At 71.8% G+C, this 15,052-nt stretch carries 15 protein-coding genes, 1 tRNA gene and 1 pseudogene; 7 read left to right on the top strand and 10 right to left on the bottom strand.

The window, feature by feature from the left end; all coding sequences use genetic code 11:
- Positions 1–35 precede the first annotated feature (35 nt).
- The 7 genes from OGH68_RS24435 to OGH68_RS24405 form a co-directional block, all read right to left on the bottom strand.
- Entirely contained in the window at positions 36–1,016 is a 981-nt protein-coding gene (locus OGH68_RS24435) for a tetratricopeptide repeat protein (protein WP_264247107.1), read from the bottom strand.
- A gap of 145 nt (positions 1,017–1,161) precedes the next feature.
- Positions 1,162–2,382 (bottom strand): HD domain-containing protein, encoded by a 1,221-nt coding sequence (locus OGH68_RS24430; RefSeq protein ID WP_264247106.1) that lies wholly within the window; start codon positions 2,380–2,382, stop codon positions 1,162–1,164.
- 79 nt (positions 2,383–2,461) lie between these two features.
- The gene (locus OGH68_RS24425; RefSeq protein WP_264247105.1) at positions 2,462–3,904 is read right to left on the bottom strand and encodes an HD-GYP domain-containing protein; all 1,443 of its coding nucleotides are present in this window, start codon (positions 3,902–3,904) and stop codon (positions 2,462–2,464) included.
- A 171-nt stretch (positions 3,905–4,075) separates the two neighbouring features.
- A complete protein-coding gene (gene rsrA, locus OGH68_RS24420) occupies positions 4,076–4,372 on the bottom strand; it encodes a mycothiol system anti-sigma-R factor (RefSeq protein ID WP_100109000.1) in 297 nt (98 codons plus the stop codon).
- Entirely contained in the window at positions 4,369–5,034 is a 666-nt protein-coding gene (locus OGH68_RS24415) for a sigma-70 family RNA polymerase sigma factor (protein ID WP_264250258.1), read from the bottom strand. The genes rsrA and OGH68_RS24415 overlap by 4 nt, the downstream gene beginning before the upstream one ends.
- 247 nt (positions 5,035–5,281) lie before the next feature.
- Positions 5,282–5,920, bottom strand: a complete 639-nt coding sequence (locus OGH68_RS24410) for an alpha/beta family hydrolase (protein ID WP_264247104.1) — start codon at positions 5,918–5,920, stop codon at positions 5,282–5,284.
- 37 nt (positions 5,921–5,957) lie between these two features.
- The gene (locus tag OGH68_RS24405; RefSeq protein WP_264247103.1) at positions 5,958–6,773 is read right to left on the bottom strand and encodes an SOS response-associated peptidase; all 816 of its coding nucleotides are present in this window, start codon (positions 6,771–6,773) and stop codon (positions 5,958–5,960) included.
- 50 nt (positions 6,774–6,823) lie between these two features.
- Between OGH68_RS24405 and OGH68_RS24400 the strand changes: the two genes are divergently transcribed.
- From OGH68_RS24400 to OGH68_RS24385, 4 genes are all read left to right on the top strand, one after another.
- Positions 6,824–7,558: a M50 family metallopeptidase gene (locus OGH68_RS24400; RefSeq protein ID WP_264247102.1), complete on the top strand. Its 735-nt coding sequence runs from the start codon at positions 6,824–6,826 to the stop codon at positions 7,556–7,558.
- A gap of 59 nt (positions 7,559–7,617) precedes the next feature.
- Complete coding sequence (gene aroA / locus OGH68_RS24395; protein WP_264247101.1) at positions 7,618–8,979, top strand: 3-phosphoshikimate 1-carboxyvinyltransferase; 1,362 nt, start codon at positions 7,618–7,620, stop codon at positions 8,977–8,979.
- A gap of 7 nt (positions 8,980–8,986) precedes the next feature.
- Positions 8,987–10,000 carry a ribosome small subunit-dependent GTPase A gene (gene rsgA / locus OGH68_RS24390; RefSeq protein ID WP_264247100.1) on the top strand — a complete coding sequence of 338 codons (1,014 nt, stop codon included), beginning with the start codon at positions 8,987–8,989 and terminating at the stop codon, positions 9,998–10,000.
- A gap of 109 nt (positions 10,001–10,109) precedes the next feature.
- Complete coding sequence (locus OGH68_RS24385; RefSeq protein ID WP_264247099.1) at positions 10,110–10,433, top strand: DMT family transporter; 324 nt, start codon at positions 10,110–10,112, stop codon at positions 10,431–10,433.
- Here OGH68_RS24385 and OGH68_RS24380 read toward each other — a convergent pair.
- Positions 10,399–11,130: a TetR/AcrR family transcriptional regulator gene (locus OGH68_RS24380; RefSeq protein ID WP_264247098.1), complete on the bottom strand. Its 732-nt coding sequence runs from the start codon at positions 11,128–11,130 to the stop codon at positions 10,399–10,401. The two genes, OGH68_RS24385 and OGH68_RS24380, sit on opposite strands and share 35 nt — an antisense overlap.
- A 152-nt stretch (positions 11,131–11,282) precedes the next feature.
- On the opposite strand from OGH68_RS24380, the gene hisN reads away from it, so the two are divergent.
- Together hisN and OGH68_RS24370 are read left to right on the top strand one after the other, a co-directional pair.
- Positions 11,283–12,083: a histidinol-phosphatase gene (gene hisN / locus OGH68_RS24375; RefSeq protein ID WP_264247097.1), complete on the top strand. Its 801-nt coding sequence runs from the start codon at positions 11,283–11,285 to the stop codon at positions 12,081–12,083.
- 196 nt (positions 12,084–12,279) lie between these two features.
- Positions 12,280–12,675, top strand: a complete 396-nt coding sequence (locus OGH68_RS24370) for a cyclic nucleotide-binding/CBS domain-containing protein (protein WP_264247096.1) — start codon at positions 12,280–12,282, stop codon at positions 12,673–12,675.
- A 115-nt stretch (positions 12,676–12,790) separates the two neighbouring features.
- On the opposite strand, the pseudogene OGH68_RS24365 reads toward OGH68_RS24370, so the two are convergent.
- Positions 12,791–14,242: pseudogene (locus OGH68_RS24365) on the bottom strand (catalase).
- Positions 14,243–14,400: 158 nt separating this feature from the next.
- On the opposite strand from OGH68_RS24365, the gene OGH68_RS24360 reads away from it, so the two are divergent.
- On the top strand, positions 14,401–14,817 hold the full coding sequence (locus OGH68_RS24360) for a Fur family transcriptional regulator (protein ID WP_264247095.1): 417 nt from the start codon (positions 14,401–14,403) through the stop codon (positions 14,815–14,817).
- Positions 14,818–14,961: 144 nt separating this feature from the next.
- On the opposite strand, the gene OGH68_RS24355 is transcribed toward OGH68_RS24360, so the two are convergent.
- Positions 14,962–15,035, bottom strand: a tRNA-Met gene (locus OGH68_RS24355).
- Between the last annotated feature and the right edge of the window lie 17 nt (positions 15,036–15,052).

The following is a 15,052-nucleotide window of genomic DNA, read 5'->3' as shown; positions in this document are numbered from 1 at the left end:
GTCACTTACGCGTCCGTACAGCCTACGGGCAGGCGTCAGCAGACTTCCTCGAGATCCCGCCACTCACGGGAGTCCGGGCTGTCGGCCACCCAGCCGTCCAGCAGACCCCGCACCAGACCGGCGGGCGCCGCTATGCCGCACTCGCGCTCGGGCGACCAGAGGTCCCCGCCCGTACGGTGCCCCAGCGGTCCGGGATGGCCGGGCTCGCTGTGGTCGTGCGGGTCGAGGTGCTCACCCTCGCCCTCGGCGCTGGGCATGCTCCCCTCGGAACAGGCACGGCACAGCAGCCGCACCGACGACGACCAGTCCTCGGCCGCGAAACCGGCGTCCGCCGCGAGCCGCTCCAGGGCGTCCCGGTCGGCCTCGGTCGCCGCCTCCAGCAGCACCACCCAGGTCGGGACCGGAGACGGGGCCCAGAGCTCGATCTCGTCGAAGACCGGGAACGACGGTCCCGCGGTGGTGGTGCGCTCGCCGTTCGGGACGCCGTCGTGCAGCACGACCTCGCCCCAGCGGCGCCCGGACGACGGCAACGGGATGGACAGCACCTCCATCCGGGCCGGATCGAGCCTGCGGCCCCACACCACCTCGGCCTCGCCCTCCGGCGAGAGCCGCACGGCGGCACTGCCCAGGTCCATGCCGACCGGCTCGCCATTCGCCGCGGCCGCTCCCGGGACCTTCAGCCCGTACGCCTGCCAGGCACGGCGGGCCAGCGGCCAGTCCTGGAGAGCGGTGGCCGCGATACCGACGTTCCACCAGTCCGGGGCGCCGGTCTCCTTGTCCAGCAGAGCGACCGCCCGCAGCCCCGCGGCGCGGGCCTGCTCCCAGTCGTGCCGGAACTTGTGCAGCAGCGCCAGATTGAACCAGGACTCCGACAGCCAGGGCTCCAGGTCCACCGCCCGCGTCAGCAGCGCACCCGCGTCCTCGTACCGGCCGTCGCCGATCAGCGTGAACGCGCGGTCCGTGGCCTGCCGCCAAGAGGCGGAGGGCCGATGCCGTACCTTCCCGAAGATCCTCACGATTCCCGCCTGCCGGTCGCTCGGGTCACTGCCCGGACGCATGACTGTGTGACTGCTTCCTGCCTTCTTTCGCATCCAACCATGCCCGGTCGCAGGCTCGCTCATTACCCATGGGTTACCCCGATGGGACAAGGGTCAGACCGCTTCAGGCGAGCACTCTGCCGAGCACTCTGGCCAAGGATTCGACCACCTCGGGCTGGTAGTCGCGCCCCGTGCCCAGCCGCAGTTGCTCCAGCGCGGTCAGAGCTCCGCCCGCTCCGGCTCCGCTTCCCCCGGCCAGGTCGTCGTATGCGTTGACGGCACGGACGATCCTGGCGGCGAGCGGCTGGTCCCGATACGGGTCGGCCTGCTGCTCCACGACGGCGGCGACGGCCGCCGGGGCCCCTGTCTGCCGGACCACCGCTCCGCCGAGCAGCGCGATCCGGCGCTGCTCGGCGGCCGGGAGCGAGGAGGTGGCGCCCTCCGGCACGGGATCGACGAGGGACAGCTGGCCGATGTCGTGCATCAGCGCCGCGTGCTCCAGCAGGGTCAGCTCGGGGCCGGACAGCCCCATCTCGCGCCCGACCGCCGTGCTGAGCGCCGCCACCCGGCGGGCATGGCCGGGCCGGGTGTAGCCGGCGACCTCGGTCGCGCGGGCGAGTGAGGCGATCGTCTGCCCGTAGGTGGCCCGCACGGCCGCGTACCGCCGGAACGACAGCTGGGTCAGCAGCAGCGGCACGCAGAACACCGGGAGCGCCCACAGCCCGGCCACGGCCACGGCGAGGGCCATGACCGCGCCGGTCGCGCAGACGGCGGAGCCGATCCCCGGCAGCGCCCGCAGCTCGTCGCGCAGCAGCGGCCCGAAGGGGTGGCCGGTGCGGGCGCGCAGCAGGACGGCGGCCAGCACCGCGTCGCACAGGGCGGTCAGCACCAGCAGCACCAGCAGGAATAGGGCATGACCCGGCCCGTGCCCCAGCCGCAGCGCCAACTCGCCGGAGCCGTAGAGCGGTTGGAAGCACACCGCGGCGAAGCCGACGGTCAGCACCCGCCGCGCCACATGGCCGGGCCCCGCTCCCCGGCCCCGGGCGACGTGCGGTACGGCTCCGACGAGCGCACCGGCGACGACGACGGCCACGACCTGGAAGGCCCCGTGCCCGGTCGGCTCCCCGGCGCACTCGCCGAGCAGGGCGTACGCCAGAGCGCCCGCGGCGCCCAGCGGCGCGGGCTCCCTTCCCCCGGACCCCGCGAGCAGGGGAGGCTCCCCCGCCCCCGGCGCGGCCCCCCAGCGGGCGAGCTCGCCGACCGCGATGAACACTCCAAAGGCCAGCGCGTTCCCCGGCTCCGCCACACCGTGGGTCACCACCCACGCGAGTGCGGCCGCGGCCATGACGGCGGCGGCCCCGTGGACGGCGCGGACGGCGCCCGGGGGCCGGCGGGCCCGAAGGCCGTGCGCCGCCGCGGGCCGCTCACCCGGTCCGGATCTGATGCGAAGCCCCTGTCCCCGGCCCCTCCGGCATCCGTTGCGGACCCAGGGCCACCGCCGTCTCGTCCGAGGTCACCGACGTCTGCCAGCCGTGCCGTTCCAGCGCGCGCACCAGGGCGCGCACCATCCGGGGGTCGAACTGCGTGCCCGCGCACCGCCGCAGTTCGGCGAGCGCGACCGGTACCGGCCGGGCACGCCGGTAGGAGCGGGTGGACGTCATCGCGTCGAACGCGTCCGCCACCGCAACCACCCGGGCGTACTCGGGGATCTGGTGGCCGACCAGCCCGTACGGGTAACCGCTGCCGTCCATGCGTTCGTGGTGGTGCAGGATCGCGGCGCGGGCCTGGCCCAGGAAGCCGATGCCGCGCACCATCTCGTGCCCGTACTCGGGATGCAGCTCGATCACCCGCCGCTCCTGGGGCGTCAGCGGGCCCTCCTTGCGCAGCACCCTCGTCGGCACGCCGAGCTTGCCCACGTCGTGCAGGATCCCGGCGAACCGGACGACCTCGAGGCGCTCCTCCTCCATGCCCAGCTCCCGGGCGATCAGCGCGGAGGCCCGGCCGACGCGTTCGCTGTGCCCGCGCGTGTACCGGTCCTTGATGTCGACGGCCTGCACCAGCGCGCGGATCGTCGCCTGGTGGGCGGCCCGCTCGCGGTGGTACTGCGCGAAGATCCAGCAGGAGATGTACATCGGCAGCAGCACGAACAGGGCGGCCGGCGGCCCGTACGGGCTGACCCACAGCACCGCCATCATCAGCCCGACGAGTCCGTGCACGCAGTAGGGCACCGGAGAGGCGGAGAACCCCCGCCGTACTGTGCGCAGCGGGACCCTCCGCCACAGCGCGCCCCGTGCTGCGGGCATCCCATCCGCCATGACGCGGATGCCGCCGTCGAGGACGGTCAGCAGCACCCAGAAGGCGAGCGCCCCGCCCAGCGCCGGCACCAGCGCGTAGGGGAAGTCCGGCGCGCCGGGCGTCCGTTCACCGCCGAGCAGCAGATACGTGTGGGCGGCCGCCCACGTCCCGAGGGCGGACCGGGCCGCGCGCCAGGCCCGCCGGGCCCCGGCCGGCGGCCGGTCCACCCGTCCGAGCAGCGCTCCGGGCACCGGCACCAGCACGGCGGCGGCGGGCGGCAGCAGGAACGCGGCGGCCAGCAGCACGGGGAAGAACGTGCCCGCCCCCGCCGGGACCGGGTCACCGGGACGGCGGGCCGGGGCCGCGTCCCGTACCGCCGGGAGCAGAGGGAGGGCGGGGAGCTCGCAGCCGGCGTACAGGACCGTGAGCAGCAGGACGGTCGTCCAGGGCACCGCGGCGTCCGCGGCGCCCGGAGCGGGAGACAGGACGGCGACGACGGGGACGGCTGCTGCGGCGGCGCACAGGACAGCGGCGGCGATGCAGACGCGCGCCGCCGAAGGTATGGCCGTCACTTCCTCGCACCCCCTTCGCAACCCGCTCGAAGCAGCGCCACGCTAGCGAGTCGTGAAGCGGGAGGGGCGAATACGCCGCGCATTCGCACGTACGGGTGACGCGCCGGACGAACGCGGAAGGTGCGCCGCGGTGTCGCGGCGCACCCGGGGTTCCTGCCGGTGGCTCGGGCCCTACTCCTGGGCCGTCGCCACGTCCTTGTCGGGGACGGCCTGACCCGAACGAATCAGGTCGATGCGTCCCATGACCTTGGCCCGCAGGTCGCTGGGCACGTCGTCCTGCCCGCAGCACCGCTTGACCAGCTTCTTCACCGCCTGCTCGAGGCCGTACTTCTCCAGGCACGGGGAGCACTCCTCGAAGTGCACCTCGAACTTCGTGCAGTCACTGTCGGGCATCTCGTGGTCGAGGAACTCGTAGAGATGGTCCAGGACCTCTGAGCAGTCCGTCTCGTGCGGCTCTCCGCAGCTCATGAGCCCGAGCCTTTCGCGTCGTTCGACTCCCCCGCACCGGCCGGGACGAGCCCGCGCTCGCGGGCGTAGTCCTCCAGCATGCCGCGCAGTTGGCGGCGGCCGCGGTGCAGGCGGGACATCACCGTACCGATGGGTGTTCCCATGATGTCCGCGATCTCCTTGTACGCAAAGCCCTCTACGTCGGCCAGATACACCGCGATCCGGAACTCCTCCGGGATCGCCTGCAGGGCTTGCTTGACGTCGGAATCGGGCAGGTGGTCGAGGGCCTGCGACTCCGCGGAGCGCAGCCCGGTCGACATGTGGGACTCGGCGCGCGCGAGCTGCCAGTCCTCGATCTCCTCAGCCGCGCTGCGCTGCGGCTCACGCTGCTTCTTGCGGTAGGAGTTGATGAAGGTGTTGGTGAGGATCCGGTACATCCACGCCTTGAGGTTGGTGCCCTCCCGGAACTGGTGGAAGGACCCGTACGCCTTCGCGTACGTCTCCTGCACAAGATCCTCGGCATCGGCGGGATTGCGCGTCATGCGCAGCGCGGCCGAGTACATCTGGTCCAGGTAGCCCAGCGCGTCCCGCTCGAAGCGGGCGTTGCGCTCGGCAGCCGTCTCCTCGGACTTCTGCGCCTGACCGTCATCGGTCCCTGCGTCGGTCCCAGTGACCGGACCCACCTCCTCCAACGCTGTGCCGGGGCCGAATCCGGACCCGCTCGAATCGGAGAATAGTCGACCATGGTCCGCCGGGCCCTGCCGATTTGCCTCCCCCGCCGCAGGAACCGGCCCACGCTTGCCCTGCGACAGCACCGTCCAGTCCAGCCCGTCGGTGCGGTCGGCTGTCGGGCAGAAGGTCGTACCCATGCGGCGGACTCCCTACTCACGCTCTCTACTGACATCCGCCACAACAGCCGGGCCCCGCGTCTCATTCCCCGAGTGAGGTCACCCACCGCGTCACCGCGTCCGTGATGGTGACGAGAGTCTCCTCCTCGCTGGTGCCGGCCCGCTTCGGCACCGCGAACCCGTGATCCCCGTGCGCCACTTCCACCAGCTCGTAGGCCCCGCCGGGGAACTCCCCGGGCCTGCCGAACGGGTCGCTGCCGCCCTGCACGACGAGCGTCGGCACGCCGGTGCCGAGGAGTTCACCGGCCCGGGACTTCTCGGGCCGGCCGGGCGGATGCAGCGGGAAGCTCAGCGCGAGCACCCCGGCCGCACCGAGCTCGGAGGCGGTCCGGCAGGCCACGCGTGCGCCGGCGCTGCGGCCACCGGCCACGACGGGGAGCCCCTTCTTCGTGAGCGCCGGCCACAGGTCCCGCCAGGCCGCGTCCAGGGTCCGGGGCGCGGGGGCGACCTTCTTGCCCGCGACGCGCCAGGGCTGCTCCACAAGGGCGACGGTGACGCCGTGCGCGGGCAGCACCCGGGCGATCGCCTGCAGGTCCCGCGCCTCGACGCCGCCACCGGCGCCGTGGCCGAGGGCCAGCACGAGGCGGGCGCGCCTGCTGTCGAACCAGGTGACACGGGCGTCACCGCCGGCCGCGACCGGGACGGTCTCTTTCTGTTCCATCCGCCCATCCTCCCGCGCCACCGCGTCACCGGCCCCGTCAGAAGAGGGTCGCCTCCTCGGGCGCCGCCAGCTCCTCCAGCAGCTCCGGCCCGTTGTTCCGTACGTTGCTCACCGCCGTCGTCACCGCGTACGCCCGCATCAGTCCGCCCGGCGGCGGCTCCAGCAGCGACAGCAGATCGTCCGGGTCGGTCCGGGAGGGGTCCAGCCACGCGTCCCAGCGGTCCGGCGTCAGCATCAGCGGCATCCGGGGGTGGATGTCCGACAGCGACCGCGGTCCCTCGGCCGGTGCCACTCCCAGCGGCCCGGTCTCCGCCTCGGTCGTGATCACCGAGCAGGTCACCCACCACGCCTGCGGGTGGTCGTCCGGCAGGGTGCGGTCGCGCCAGAACTCGTACAGACCCGCCATCGCGAACACCGACCCGTCCGCGGGCGTCACGAAGTAGGGCTGCTTCCGCGGCCGCTTCTTCTTCCCCTCGACCTCGAGCTCCCGCTCACCCGCGCCGGTCACCCACTCGTAATAGCCGTCGGCGGGAAGAATGCAGCGCCGGGTGAGGAAGGGCCGGCGGAAGGACGGCTTCTCGTGCACCGTCTCCGCACGCGCGTTGATCATCCGGGCCCCGCCCTCCGGCGTCTTCGCCCACGACGGCACCAGCCCCCACTTCAGCGTGCGCAGCTGGCGAACCGGAGTGCTGTCGCCGGCGTCTTTCAGAGGACGCTCGAGAACCGCGTAGACCTCCTTCGTGGGTGCCACGTTCCAGTCGGGTGCCAGGGTCTCCTCCGGCTCCCATTTCTCGACCTCGAAGACCCCCACGAGGTCCTCGGGCCCACGACTCGCTGCATACCGTCCGCACATAAGTGCCACACTGCCACTTCCGTACGCCGTCCGAGGGAGCCGCCCGCGAAATGGTCATCACACAAGCAGCCGCGGCAAGCGCGTCGCTCACCGATCTGTGGGACCGGGTCTTCGGCACCCAGGCCGCCCCCGAGCCGTGGCTGGTCGCCGTCACCGGTCTCGTCGCACTCGCCGCCGTCATGCCGAACTTCCTCTGGCGGCTGACCCGTAACGCCGTGACGATCGCCCACGAGGGCGGCCACGGTCTCGTGGCCCTGCTCACGGGCCGGCAGCTGCAGAGCATACGGCTCCACTCGGACACCAGCGGTCTCACCGTCAGCCGGGGCAGGCCGACCGGCATCGGGATGATCCTCACCGCCGCCGCCGGCTACACCGCCGCTCCGCTGCTGGGCCTGGGCGGTGCCTGGCTCCTCGCCGCGCACCACATCACGCTGCTGCTGTGGCTGGCGACGGCGCTGCTGCTGGCGCTGCTGGTCATGGTCCGCAACGCCTACGGGGTACTGACGGTGACGGTCACCGGCGCGGCGTTCCTGCTGGTCTCGTGGCTGACGGAACCCGGCGTACAGTCCGTCTTCGCCTACACGGCCGTGTGGTTCATGCTGCTGGGCGGTGTACGGCCGGTCTTCGAGCTGCAGTCCAAGCGGCGGTACGGCGGTGCTCCCGACTCGGACGCCGACCAGCTCTCCAGGCTCACCCATGTGCCACCGGCGATCTGGCTGTTCTTCTTCCACGCCGTGTCGCTCTGCTCACTGATCGGCGGCGGCCGCTGGCTCCTGGGGCTCTGACCGGGGCGCCCGGTTTCGATCAAGATCTGGCCACGCCGGGAGCCACTAAAGTGTTGGCCATGACCGAAAGCGCCGTGCACCCCGCCCTCTGGCCCGCCCCCCTCGCGACCGGAGCCGTCGAAGCGACGGTCACCGTGCCCGGTTCCAAATCCGTCACGAACCGCGCGCTGGTCCTGGCGGCGCTCGCCTCGGAACCCGGCTGGCTGCGTCGCCCGCTGCGCTCCCGCGACACCCTGCTGATGTCCGCGGCCCTCCAGGCGATGGGCGTGGGTATCGAGGAGACGGTCTCCTCCAGCACCGCGGGCGGCTCGGCCGACGAGGCCGCCACCGGCTCGGGCGAGGCCTGGCGCGTCATCCCCTCGGGCCTGCACGGCCCGGCGACCGTCGACGTCGGCAACGCGGGCACGGTGATGCGCTTCCTGCCGCCGGTCGCTGCCCTCGCCGACGGCCCGATCCGCTTCGACGGCGACCCGCGGTCGTACGAGCGGCCCCTGAACGGCGTCATCGACGCGCTGCGCGCCCTCGGTGCCCGGATCGACGACGACGGCCGGGGCGCCCTGCCGATGACGGTGCACGGCGGTGGGGCCCTGGAGGGCGGTCCGGTGCGGATCGACGCCTCGTCGTCGTCCCAGTTCGTCTCCGCGCTGCTGCTGTCCGCGCCGCGCTTCAACCAGGGCGTCGAGGTACGGCACGTCGGCGGCCGGCTTCCTTCCATGCCCCACATCCGGATGACGGTCGACATGCTGCGGGCCGTGGGCGCGCAGGTCGACGAGCCGGAGACCGGCGGCGAGCCCGATGTGTGGCGGGTGTCGCACAGCGCGCTGCTCGGCCGCGACCTCACCATCGAGCCCGACCTGTCGAACGCCCAGCCGTTCCTGGCGGCGGCACTCGTGACCGGTGGCCGGGTGACCATCCCCGACTGGCCCGAGCGCACCACGCAGCCCGGTGACGCACTGCGCGAGATCTTCACCGAGATGGGTGGCTCCTGCGAGCTGACGACGACGCCGAACGGCACGGCGCTGGTCTTCACCGGCAGCGGCCGCATCCACGGCATCGACGTCGACCTCGGCGAGGTCGGTGAGCTGACCCCCGGCATCGCTGCGGTCGCGGCGCTGGCCGACTCCCCTTCGACGCTGCGCGGTGTGGCGCACCTGCGGCTGCACGAGACGGACCGGCTGGCGGCCCTCACCAAGGAGATCAACGAGCTCGGCGGCGACGTGACCGAGACCGAGGACGGCCTCCACATCCGCCCGCGCCCGTTGCACGGCGGCGTCTTCCGCACCTACGACGACCACCGGATGGCCACGGCCGGCTCGGTGATCGGTCTCGCGGTGAAGGACGTGCAGATCGAGAACGTGGCGACGACGGCCAAGACACTGCCCGACTTCCCGCAGATGTGGGCCGAAATGCTCGGGGCCTGACGTCATCATGCGCCGTTACGGCAAGCACACCGACGAGGACGACATCCGGTCGCGACCGAACCGCAAGGGCAACCGGCCGCGCACCAGCATCCGCCCCAAGCACGAGGACGCCTTGGAGGGCATGGTCCTCACCGTCGACCGCGGCCGGCTGACCTGCCTCGTCGGGGACCGGATCGTCATGGCGATGAAGGCCCGCGAGCTGGGCCGCAAGGCGGCCGTCGTCGGGGACCGGGTCGGCATCGTCGGCGATCTCTCCGGTGACAAGGACACCCTCGCGAGGATCGTCCGCATCGAGCCGCGGTCGTCCGTGCTGCGCCGTACGGCCGACGACGACGATCCGTACGAGCGGGTCGTCGTCGCCAACGCCGACCAGCTGGCCATCGTCACCGCGCTCGCCGATCCGGAGCCGCGCCCGCGCCTGATCGACCGTTGTCTGGTCGCCGCGTACGACGGCGGGCTCGAGCCGCTGCTGGTGCTGACGAAGTCGGATCTCGCCCCGCCGGACGAGCTGCTGGACATGTACGGCGCGCTCGGCGTCCCCCATGTGGTCACCACCCGCGAGGAGTTCGTCGACGGGCTCGCCGCGGACCGCGTCCGGGAGCATCTGGTCGGCCGTACGACCGCCTTCGTCGGGCACTCGGGTGTCGGCAAGACGACGCTGGTCAACGCCCTGGTCCCCAAGGAGAGGCGGCGCAGCACCGGTGTCGTCAACGCGGTCACCGGGCGCGGCCGGCACACCACCACCTCGGCCCTGGCGCTGCCGCTCGCGGACAAGCAGGGCGGCTGGGTGATCGACACGCCGGGCGTGCGCTCCTTCGGACTGCACCATGTCGACCCGTCGCGGGTCATCAACGCGTTCCCGGATCTGGTGCCGGGCACGGAGGGGTGTCCGCGGGCCTGCAGCCACGACGAGCAGGACTGCGCGCTGGACGCCTGGGTGGCCGACGGTCACGCCGATCCCGCACGGCTCTACTCGCTGCGGCGGCTGCTTGCCACCCGCGAACGACGCGAAGGTGACTGAGTCATCGGCGTTTGACGTCCGTGGCGCCTGGTAAGTGCATAATCGCACCAAGTCGGACCAGTTCCGGGACCAGGCAGTTCGTCGGCACTACGCGGGAGGCCCAAAACCAATGGCGTGGCTGCTGGTGGTGGTTGCGGGGCTGCTGGAAACGGGCTTCGCCGTCTGTCTCAAACTGTCGCACGGCTTCACACGGCTCTGGCCGACGGTCGCCTTCGCCGCGTTCGCGCTGGGCAGCTTCGGGCTGTTGACCCTCTCGCTGAAGAAGCTCGACGTGGGACCGGCGTACGCGGTGTGGACGGGGATCGGCGCCGCCGGCACCGCGATCTACGGAATGGTCTTCCTCGGCGACCTGGTCTCCACCTTGAAGATCGTCTCGATCACGCTGGTGATCGTCGGTGTCATCGGTCTCCAGCTCTCGGGCTCGTCGCAGTGACGTCGTCGCCCACCGCGGCCCGCACCAGCCTGCCGATGCTCTCACCGGCCGGCGCGACGACGTAGGAGAGCGCGAGCCGGACCGCGAGCTCGCAGCGTTGCGGAAGATCGGCCGTCTCCCCGGCCCGCTCCCCGGCACCGGCGCCCGCACCGGCCGCCGTCCCGTCCGGGCGCGGCCCGTTCCCCGGACGCCGCCCGCGCAGAGCGACCAGTGACCGCTCCCGCACCGCGGCGACGATCTCGGCCGGTACGGGCAGCTTCGCGTCGGCCCGGCGCTGCGCGGGCACCCTGGAGAGCACGGCCCCGCCGCGGACCGGTTCGGGCGCGGGCAGCCGTTCTCCCCAGCAGCCGGTGAGCAGGGCCCGCAGCAACGGTCTCGCCCGCGCCTCGCCGACGGTCCATTCGGCGACGGACGCGAGCCGGTCGGAGACGAGCCGGTCGGACGCGGGCGCCTCGGACGGCCCGTCGGCCGCCCCCGCGCTCTGACCCAGCAGCCGTTCCACGCCGCGCAGATACCGGTCGGCCTCGCGCCGCACGAGGGCGCGGGCCAGGCCGTCCTTGCTGCCGAACTCGTTGTAGAGGGTCTGGCGGGAGACACCCGCGGCGGCGGCGACGTCGACCATCCGCACCGCGGACCAGGGCAGTTCGCCCACGGCCGCGAGAGCGGCGTTCAGCAGTGACTCCCGCGCTGCGGGCATGGTGGTCGCCTCCCCGGCCGAGCAACTCCGGTCACAGGGTTGGCGGGCCTCGTTCCGCTGTCAAGGGATCCGGCAGACGCGCCGGACCGGCCGTCACCGGCCCCCGGCGGCCTCCCGGGAGGGAGCGTGTCTGCACCGATAGAGTGGCGACCATGCCCGACTACCACGATGATCTGCGCCTCGCCCATGTCCTCGCGGACGCCGCCGACGCCACCACCATGGAGCGGTTCAAGGCTCTGGACCTCAAGGTCGAGACCAAGCCCGACATGACTCCGGTGAGCGAGGCGGACAAGGCTGCGGAGGAGCTGATCCGGGGCCATCTGCAACGGGCACGGCCGCGTGACGCGATCCTCGGCGAGGAGTACGGCATCGAGGGCACGGGGCCGCGCCGCTGGGTCGTCGACCCCATCGACGGCACCAAGAACTACGTGCGCGGCGTGCCGGTCTGGGCGACGCTGATCTCGCTGATGGAGGCGGGGGAGGGCGGCTTCCAGCCGGTCGTGGGCGTGGTGTCCGCCCCGGCGCTCGGGCGGCGCTGGTGGGCGGCGAAGGGGGCGGGCGCGTACACGGGCCGCAGCCTGACCTCGGCGACCCGGCTGCACGTCTCGAAGGTGGAGCGCATCCAGGACGCCTCGTTCGCCTACTCGTCACTGACCGGCTGGGAGGCCCAGGGCCGTCTGGACGGGTTCATGGATCTGACGCGGGCGGTCTGGCGCACCCGGGGATACGGCGACTTCTGGCCGTACATGATGGTCGCGGAAGGCTCGGTGGACATCTGCGCCGAGCCGGAGCTTTCGTTGTGGGACATGGCGGCTCCCGCGATCGTGGTGCAGGAGGCGGGCGGCTCGTTCACCGGCCTCGACGGGCAGGACGGTCCGCACAGCGGCAATGCCGCGGCGTCGAACGGGCTCCTCCATCACGAGCTGCTGGGCTATCTCAACCAGCGTTACTGAACCTCACCGGCCGCCGCGACGCGGATCCGTCCCCCGAGGGCGCACGCCGGAGCGCTCGCCGGCACACGGCGGGCCCATGAGTCCGCGCACGCCCCCTTGCTGCCGTATCCAAGGACTGCAACTCTGAGAGTCCCCCCACTTGTGAACTTGTGAATCGGTTCTCGAACGGCCGATCACCAAGGAGGTGGCTCCATTCATGCTCGTCCGTGACGCCATGAGCACCGTGGTCCTCACCATCGGACCCGCACACACACTCCGCCAGGCGGCCCGGCTGATGGCCGCACGCCGCGTCGGCGCGGCCGTCGTCCTCGACTCCGACGCGAGCCTCGGCATCCTCACCGAACGCGACATCCTGAACTCGGTCGGCCTGGGGCAGGACCCCGACCTGGAGACCGCGGGCGCCCACACCACCACCGACGTCGTCTTCGCCGCGCCTTCCTGGACCCTGGACGAGGCGGCCGGAGCCATGGCACACGGCGGCTTCCGCCATCTGATCGTGATGGACGACGGCGGACCGGTCGGCGTCGTCTCCGTCCGCGACATCATCCGCTGCTGGGCACCGGCCAGGCGTCATGTGACGACCGTCGCCTGAACTCCGCGGCGCACAGCCGCCCGGATGCACGGCCGCCCGAATCCTTCGGGTACGCGGAAGGGGCCGGCCCCCTGGACAGAGATCCGGCCCCTTCTTCTACGGCAGGCGGTACCGATCAGCCGCGGAGGGCCTGGACCGCGGCCTCGAGCCGCTTGCCGAAGTCTCCGTCGGCCTGACGGAAGTTGCTGATCGCGCGCTCGGCGATGTCGTCGCGGGTGACACCGGAGAGGGCGCCCGCGAGGTTGTCGACGAGACGCTGCTTCTCGTCCTCTGACATCAGGCGGTAGAGGTTGCCCGCCTGGACGAAGTCGTCGTCCTCGGCGTGCCGGGGCGTGGTCTGCTCACCGGTCTCGCCGGTGACGGCGACCGGCTGCCACAGCGCGCGGTCCGTCTGGTGCGGGCCGCCGAAGCTGTTCGGCTCGTAGTTCTTCGCGCCCTTGTGACGGCCGTCGTACAGGAAACCGTCACGGGAGTGGGTGCGTGCCTCGGTGGCGTGCGGCCGGTTCACCGGCAGGTGGTCGGCGTTGATGCCGACGCGGTAGCGGTGGGCGTCGCCGTAGGCGAAGAGCCGGCCCTGGAGCATCTTGTCGGGGGACGGGCCGATGCCGGGCACGAAGTGGGCGGGGCTGAAGATCGACTGCTCGACCTCCGCGAAGATGTTCTCCGGGTTGCGGTTGAGCTCCAGCTTGCCGAACTCGATGACCGGGTAGTCGGCGTGCGGCCAGACCTTGGTCAGGTCGAACGGGTTGAAGCGGTAGGTCGCCGCCTCCGCCACCGGCATGATCTGCACACCGACGGTCCAGGACGGGAAGTCGCCGCGCTCGATGGCCTCGCGCAGGTCGCGCTGGTGCGAGTCGGGGTCCTTGCCGGCCAGTTCCTCGGCCTCCGCGGCGGTGAGGTTCTTGATGCCCTGGTCGGTCTTGAAGTGGTACTTGACCCAGAAGGCCTCACCGGCCTCGTTGTTCCACTGGTACGTGTGGGAGCCGAAGCCGTCCATGTGGCGGTAGGAGGCCGGGATGCCCCGGTCACCGAACAGCCAGGTCACCTGGTGGGTGGACTCCGGGCTCAGACCTCAGAAGTCGAAGACGTTGTCCGCCTCCTGCGAGCCCGTGTACGGGTCGCGCTTCTGGGTGTGGATGAAGTCGGGGAACTTGATGGCGTCCCGGATGAAGAACACCGGGGTGTTGTTGCCGACGAGGTCGTAGTTGCCCTCTTCGGTGTAGAACTTCAGCGCGAAGCCCCGCGGGTCACGGACGGCGTCGGCCGCACCGAGGTTGCCCGCGACGGTCGAGAAGCGCAGGAACGTCTCGGTCTGCTTGCCGACCTCGGAGAGGAACGTGGCCCGGGTGTACCGGGTCACGTCCGCGGTCACCGTGAAGGTGCCGTAGGCCCCGGCGCCGCGCGCGTGGACGACGCGCTCCGGGATGCGCTCGCGGTTGAAGTGCGCGAGCTTCTCGAGCAGGAGCTGGTCCTGGACAAGCACCGGCCCGCCGACGCCCGCGGTCTCGCTGTTCTGGTTGTCGGCGACCGGAGCCCCGGCCTCCGTGGTGAGCGGTCCCTGCGTCACGTGCGCCTCCTGCGTCATTTACTGCCCAGTGGTCTTTCGGCACTTCCTGCCCTTGGTCAGCGCCGATCCCGATCCTACAATGGACATTGTCTAAGTCAAGTGAGCATCCAAAACCACACCCGTTCGGGATTCATGTCCCGCGCTGTTAGGCTGGCCTCATGAGTGACCTTTTGGAGCGACTGCGCGGACGCGGCTGGCGCATGACCGCACAGCGGCGTGTGGTGGCCGAGGTCCTCGACGGCGAGCATGTCCATCTGACCGCCGACGAGGTGCACGCCCGCGCCGCGGAGAGGCTGCCGGAGATCTCCCGGGCGACCGTCTACAACACCCTGGGCGAACTGGTGAGCCTCGGCGAGGTCCTCGAGGTGTCGACCGACCGCCGCGCGAAGCGGTACGACCCGAACGCGCACCGCCCGCACCAGCACCTCGTCTGCGCCCGCTGCGGCGCCATCCGTGACGTGCACCCGGTGGGCAACCCACTGGCCGACCTGCCGGACACGGAGCGCTTCGGCTTCACGATCTCCGACGTCGAGGTGACCTACCGCGGCACCTGCCCGAACTGCGCGGCCGGCTAGATCCCGCCGTACGACCGCGAGAAGGCCCCCGACGCGATCGTCGGGGGCCTTCTCGTGGTCGTACGGACGGCGGACGCCGCACAGGCGTCCGCATGAAACGCCAGAGGGCCCGGTTCTTGGAAGATCCGGGCCCTCTGGTTTCAGTAGCGGGGACAGGATTTGAACCTGCGACCTCTGGGTTATGAGCCCAGCGAGCTACCGAGCTGCTCCACCCCGCGTCGATGAACACAACCTT

Source organism: Streptomyces peucetius (assembly GCF_025854275.1).
In the GTDB taxonomy this organism is placed as follows: Bacteria; Actinomycetota; Actinomycetes; order Streptomycetales; family Streptomycetaceae; genus Streptomyces; species Streptomyces peucetius_A.
The sequence above is the reverse complement of the archived record's forward strand: the minus strand, read 5'-3'. Positions and strand labels throughout refer to the sequence as shown.

Excerpts from the sequence above, each read along its gene's own strand:
- OGH68_RS24430 (WP_264247106.1), bottom strand. The coding sequence starts at position 2,382 with ATGGCCGCGGCCGCACTCGCGTGGGTGGTGACCCACGGTGTGGCGGAG.
- rsrA (WP_100109000.1), bottom strand. The coding sequence starts at position 4,372 with ATGAGCTGCGGAGAGCCGCACGAGACGGACTGCTCAGAGGTCCTGGAC.
- OGH68_RS24410 (WP_264247104.1), bottom strand. The coding sequence starts at position 5,920 with ATGGAACAGAAAGAGACCGTCCCGGTCGCGGCCGGCGGTGACGCCCGT.
- OGH68_RS24405 (WP_264247103.1), bottom strand. The coding sequence starts at position 6,773 with ATGTGCGGACGGTATGCAGCGAGTCGTGGGCCCGAGGACCTCGTGGGG.
- OGH68_RS24400 (WP_264247102.1), top strand. The coding sequence starts at position 6,824 with ATGGTCATCACACAAGCAGCCGCGGCAAGCGCGTCGCTCACCGATCTG.
- aroA (WP_264247101.1), top strand. The coding sequence starts at position 7,618 with ATGACCGAAAGCGCCGTGCACCCCGCCCTCTGGCCCGCCCCCCTCGCG.
- rsgA (WP_264247100.1), top strand. The coding sequence starts at position 8,987 with ATGCGCCGTTACGGCAAGCACACCGACGAGGACGACATCCGGTCGCGA.
- OGH68_RS24385 (WP_264247099.1), top strand. The coding sequence starts at position 10,110 with ATGGCGTGGCTGCTGGTGGTGGTTGCGGGGCTGCTGGAAACGGGCTTC.
- OGH68_RS24380 (WP_264247098.1), bottom strand. The coding sequence starts at position 11,130 with ATGCCCGCAGCGCGGGAGTCACTGCTGAACGCCGCTCTCGCGGCCGTG.
- hisN (WP_264247097.1), top strand. The coding sequence starts at position 11,283 with ATGCCCGACTACCACGATGATCTGCGCCTCGCCCATGTCCTCGCGGAC.
- OGH68_RS24370 (WP_264247096.1), top strand. The coding sequence starts at position 12,280 with ATGCTCGTCCGTGACGCCATGAGCACCGTGGTCCTCACCATCGGACCC.
- OGH68_RS24360 (WP_264247095.1), top strand. The coding sequence starts at position 14,401 with ATGAGTGACCTTTTGGAGCGACTGCGCGGACGCGGCTGGCGCATGACC.